This window comes from Thauera sp. 28, from assembly GCF_000310145.2.
Lineage (GTDB): Bacteria > Pseudomonadota > Gammaproteobacteria > Burkholderiales > Rhodocyclaceae > Thauera > Thauera mechernichensis.
Window position 1 is genome coordinate 1 of the sequence record NZ_AMXA01000063.1, and the last position, 4,367, is coordinate 4,367.

Below are 4,367 nucleotides of genomic sequence, written 5' to 3' on the forward strand. Positions count from 1 at the left end.
CCCGTAGGAGCGGCGCCAGCCGCGAGGGGTTGAAGGCGGCGAGGTGTGTCGCAAGCTCCGAAAAGCTCGCGGCTGGCGCCGCTCCTACCCTGAAGCGCGGTGTGTGGGCGCCACCGGAGGTTGGGCTCAGTGGCTGGCGAACACCGCTGTCCTGCCTTCGGCGTCGAAACTGACCACGTCGTAGCGCTCGGCCGGGTAGGGGCCTTCCATGCCGGGCGAGCCGAGCGGCATGCCGGGTGCCGAGATGCCGGCGATGGCAGGCTTGTCGGTGAGCATGCGGCGCACGTCGGCTGCAGGCACGTGGCCCTCGACCACATAACCGCCCACCGTGGCCGTGTGGCAGGAACCCAGCGCCTGCGGCACGCCGGCCTCGTGCTTGATCTGGCCCATCTGGCTGGTGGCCACTTCCTTGACCCTGAAGCCGTGCTCGCGCATGTGCTCGGCCCACTTGCCGCAGCAGCCGCAGTTGGGGTCCTTGAACATGACGACTTCGTCCCCGGCTGCGAAGGCCGGGACGACAGTGGCGAGGCTGAGCAGGCCGGCGGCGACGAGGCTGCGCAGGCCCGGTACGGGCGATGGGGTCGATGGGGTGGATGGTTTCATGGTGCAGACTCCAGTGTGGATCCATGGGGCGCGGCGGTATGCCGCGCTGCGCTGAGGTTGGCCGGCAGGCGCAGGGTGAAGGTGGTGGTGCCGCGCGTCGTGCCTGCTGCCATTGCGCTGTCCGCCCAGATGCGGCCGCCGTGCGCGTGCACGATCGAACGCGTGATCGCGAGGCCCAGACCGGCGCCTTCGCCATGGCTGCGGCGGTCGGCGCTGCCGCGGTGGAAGCGGTCGAAGATGCGCTCGATCTGTTCGGGGGGGATCGGCTCGCCGTCGTTGTCGATGCGGACCTCCGCCTCGCCGCCGTCGTGCCGCAATCCGATGCGGATGTTGCCGCCCGCCGGCGTATGGCGCAGCGCGTTCGACAGCAGGTTGGAGAGCGCCCGGCGCAGCATCAGGCGGTCGCCGCGCACGCTCGCCGTACCCTCGACTACGATGCGCACCCCCTGCGCCTCGGCGAGTGCGTCGTAGAACTCGATCAGCGCCGTGGCCTCGTCGGCGAGTGCGACGGCTTCGCTCGCACCGGGCAGACGGCCGTCCTCGGCCTTGGCGAGGAAGAGCATGTCGGCGACCATGCGCGCGATGCGCTCGAACTCCTCCATGTTGGAGGCCAGCACCTCGCGGTATTCGTCTGTGCTGCGGCTGCGTGTCAGCGCGACCTGGGTCTGCGTCATCAGGTTCGACACCGGCGTGCGCAGCTCGTGGGCGATGTCGGCGGAGAAGTCCGACAGGCGGCGGAAGGACGCTTCCAGGCGCGCCAGCATGCCGTTGAAGGCTTCGACCAGTTCGCGCACTTCGGGGGGGGCGTCCTCCTCGACCAGGCGCTCGTCTAGACGCTGGGCCGACAGCTGGCGGGCGGTGGCGCTGACTCGGCGCAGCGGCGCCAGGCCGCGGTGAGCTGCAAGCCAGCCGAGCAGGGCGGCGGTGATGGCGGCGAGCGAGATGCCCAGCCACAGGCCGCGGCGCAATTCGTCGAGGAAGTGGATGTGGTGCGAGACGTCGAGTGCCACCAGCGCCGTCATGTCCGCAGCACCGTCGCTGCTGCTGGCGTGTCCTTCCATGCCCGCCTGCAGCGTGATGCGTTCGGCGCGGCCGATGACCTGGTGGCCCCCTTGTGTCCACGGCACACTGCCGGCAGGCAAGTCCTTGCCGGCGAGCTGGGCAGGCGTAAAGAAGCCTGGCTGGATTGCATGTAATACGCGACCCTCCGCGTCGAGCAACAGCATCGCCACCATGTCGTGCCCGGCGAAGGCGTCGTCAAGGCGCGACAGGCGTTCGGCCAGCGGTAGCAAGGCATCTGCGCCCTGCAGCAGGTTGGCGACCAGGGTGAGCTTTCCCACCAGCTCATGGTCGTCCAGTTCCTGAAAGTGGCGCTCTACCGCACGGCCGATGACGACACCGACCGTGATCAGCAGGCTTGCCGTCAGCGCCGCGAACAGCAGCGCGAGGCGGGCGGTCAGCGACAGGCCGGGTGGCAGCCTCATGCTTCCTCCGCCGCCTCCAGCACGTAACCCATGCCGCGCACGGTGCGGATGAGCTTGGGCTCGAAGGGGTCGTCCACCTTGGCACGCAGCCGGCGTACCGCGACCTCGATGACGTTGGTGTCGCTGTCGAAGTTCATGTCCCACACCTGGGAGGCGATCAGCGAGCGCGGCAGCACCTCGCCCTGGCGGCGCAGCAGCAGCTCGAGCAGGGCGAACTCCTTGGCGGTGAGCTCGATGCGCTGGCCGGCGCGGCTGGCGCGGCGACGCAGCAGGTCGAGCTCGAGGTCGGCGGCGCGCAGCAGCTCGGGCTCCTTGTTGCGGCTGCGGCGCAGCAGGGTGCGCACACGCGCGAGCAGCTCGGAGAACGCGAAAGGCTTCACCAGGTAGTCGTCGGCGCCGAGTTCGAGCCCGCGCACGCGGTCTTCCACCTGGTCGCGTGCGGTCAGGAACAGCACCGGCATCTCGCGCCCGCTGCGGCGCAGGGTCTGCAGCACGCCCCAGCCGTCCAGCGTGGGCAGCATGACGTCGAGCACGACCAGGTCGTAGTCGCCATTCAGTCCCAGGTGCAGGCCGTCCAGCCCGTCGCGGGCGAGATCGACGACGAAGCCGGCCTCGGCCAGGCCCTGGCGCAGGTAGTCACCGGTTTTCGGTTCGTCTTCGACGATGAGGATCTTCATGGCGGGCATTGTGCCTCGCGCGATCGCGACAGGGGAAAGCTGACAGGAATGTAATGCTCCCGTCAGCCTGGTGTCGGCTGGCGCTACCCATACTGCACCGAACCCCAGCAGTGGCGGGCGGGCCGGCGTGTGCCGGCACGACACGACAAGGAGAGCGACGATGCAGACCAAGCCGGCAACGATTCACACCACAACACTCACCCGAGCCTCCACCGCGACCCTGGCTGCGGGCGCCATCATTGCGCTGTGGCTCGCGTCAGCACCGGTACAGGCCCAGCAAGGGCATGACGCCCACCACGGCCACGGCGCCCCGGCAGCGGCAGCGAAGGCTGCGGATGCAGCCCAGTTCGCGCCCTCCGAGGGCGAGGTCAAGCGCCTCGACAAGGCCGGCAAAAGAGTGACGATCGCCCATGGCCCGCTCGAGAACCTCGGCATGCCGCCGATGACCATGGCCTTCGAGGTCGAGGACGCTGCGGTGGTCGATGCACTCAAGGTCGGCGATCGCATCCGCTTCATCGCCGGTAAGGAAGGGCGCCGCTACACCGCGCGCGACGTCGAGGTCGTGCAGTAAGCACGCGGCACAGGAAGATTCCATGAGCGCCTTCATGCGCCTGGCGAGCGTGTTTGCCTGCCTCGCCACCAGTGGCGTCGCGCTTGCCCAGCCGATTGCGCCGGGCGCGGACGTCGACAGCCTGCTCGCGCTCGTCCGCCAGGACAACCCGGCCTTTGCCGCCGAGGGCTTCGAGACCGATGCGGCGCGCGAGCGGGTGGGTGCGGCGGGGGCGCTGCCCGACCCGCGCTTCACGCTCGAGCTGATGGACGTCACCAACACCATGAGCGGGGGCTCCACCTCGGTGCTGCCAGGCCGGGTCGGCGAGACCCGCTACCGCATCGTTCAGCCCCTGCCGGGCTGGGGCAAGCGCGCGCTCGAGACCGAGGCCGCCGTGGCCAGCGCCGCGCAGGCCGAAGCCGCACGCGATGGCGCCTGGCGCACGCTGGAAGCCGCCGTGCGCTCGGCCTGGCTGCGCTACTACCAGGCCGAGCGCGAACTGCAGTTCAGCCGCGAGCAGCAAGGCTTGCTGAGCGGCATCGAGGCGGCGGCGCTCGCGCGTTACCGCAGCGGCGAGGGCAGCCAGCAGGATGTGCTGCAGGCCCAGCGCGAGGCGAGCGCCCAGCGCCTGAGCGTGCTCGCCATCGAGCAGCGCCGCCAGGCCGCGGTCGCCCAGCTCAATGCCCTGCTCGGGCGTGCGCCCGATGCGCCGCTGGCCGCGCCGCTGGCGCCGGCGCCGCTGCCCGCCAGGCTCGAGTTCGCCACCCTGGTCGAGCGTGCGCGTCTGGCCCACCCCGAGGTGCGCGCCGAGGCGATCGGCGTGGACGCCGCGCGCATCGAGCGCGAACGCGCGCGCCGCGAGCGCCAGCCCGACTACGCAGTCGGCGTCACCTACAACCGCCCGCGCGAGGGCCGCGAGTCCTGGGACCTGATGTTCGAGATGATGATCCCGCTGCAGCAGGGGGTGCGCGACGCGCGCGAGCGCGAGACCGCGGCGCTCGGCCTGGCCGCCGAGGCCCGCCGGCGCGCGGCCGAGACGCGTATCGCCGGCGA

Annotated in this window: 5 protein-coding genes; 2 read left to right on the forward strand and 3 right to left on the reverse strand. The window is 70.7% G+C overall.

Features of this window, described 5'->3' with window-relative positions; all coding sequences use genetic code 11:
- Positions 1-126: 126 nt before the first annotated feature.
- From C662_RS19330 to C662_RS19340, 3 genes are read right to left on the reverse strand one after another with little or no spacing between them, the layout of a single operon-like run.
- On the reverse strand, positions 127-603 hold the full coding sequence (locus C662_RS19330; RefSeq protein WP_002934254.1) for a DUF411 domain-containing protein: 477 nt from the start codon (positions 601-603) through the stop codon (positions 127-129).
- A complete protein-coding gene (locus tag C662_RS19335) occupies positions 600-2,087 on the reverse strand; it encodes a heavy metal sensor histidine kinase (protein ID WP_002934256.1) in 1,488 nt (495 codons plus the stop codon). The genes C662_RS19330 and C662_RS19335 overlap by 4 nt, the downstream gene beginning before the upstream one ends.
- The gene (locus tag C662_RS19340; RefSeq protein WP_002934258.1) at positions 2,084-2,764 is read right to left on the reverse strand and encodes a heavy metal response regulator transcription factor; all 681 of its coding nucleotides are present in this window, start codon (positions 2,762-2,764) and stop codon (positions 2,084-2,086) included. The genes C662_RS19335 and C662_RS19340 overlap by 4 nt, the downstream gene beginning before the upstream one ends.
- 160 nt (positions 2,765-2,924) lie before the next feature.
- Between C662_RS19340 and C662_RS19345 the strand changes: the two genes are divergently transcribed.
- On the forward strand, positions 2,925-3,335 hold the full coding sequence (locus tag C662_RS19345; RefSeq protein ID WP_002934260.1) for a copper-binding protein: 411 nt from the start codon (positions 2,925-2,927) through the stop codon (positions 3,333-3,335).
- Positions 3,336-3,357: 22 nt separating this feature from the next.
- On the forward strand, positions 3,358-4,367 hold a 1,010-nt coding region (locus tag C662_RS19350; RefSeq protein ID WP_002934261.1), incomplete at its 3' end, for a TolC family protein.

Bases quoted from the DNA above. Each gene is read 5' to 3' on its own strand.
- C662_RS19330 (WP_002934254.1), bottom strand. From the start codon at position 603: ATGAAACCATCCACCCCATCGACCCCATCGCCCGTACCGGGCCTGCGC.
- C662_RS19335 (WP_002934256.1), bottom strand. From the start codon at position 2,087: ATGAGGCTGCCACCCGGCCTGTCGCTGACCGCCCGCCTCGCGCTGCTG.
- C662_RS19340 (WP_002934258.1), bottom strand. From the start codon at position 2,764: ATGAAGATCCTCATCGTCGAAGACGAACCGAAAACCGGTGACTACCTG.
- C662_RS19345 (WP_002934260.1), top strand. From the start codon at position 2,925: ATGCAGACCAAGCCGGCAACGATTCACACCACAACACTCACCCGAGCC.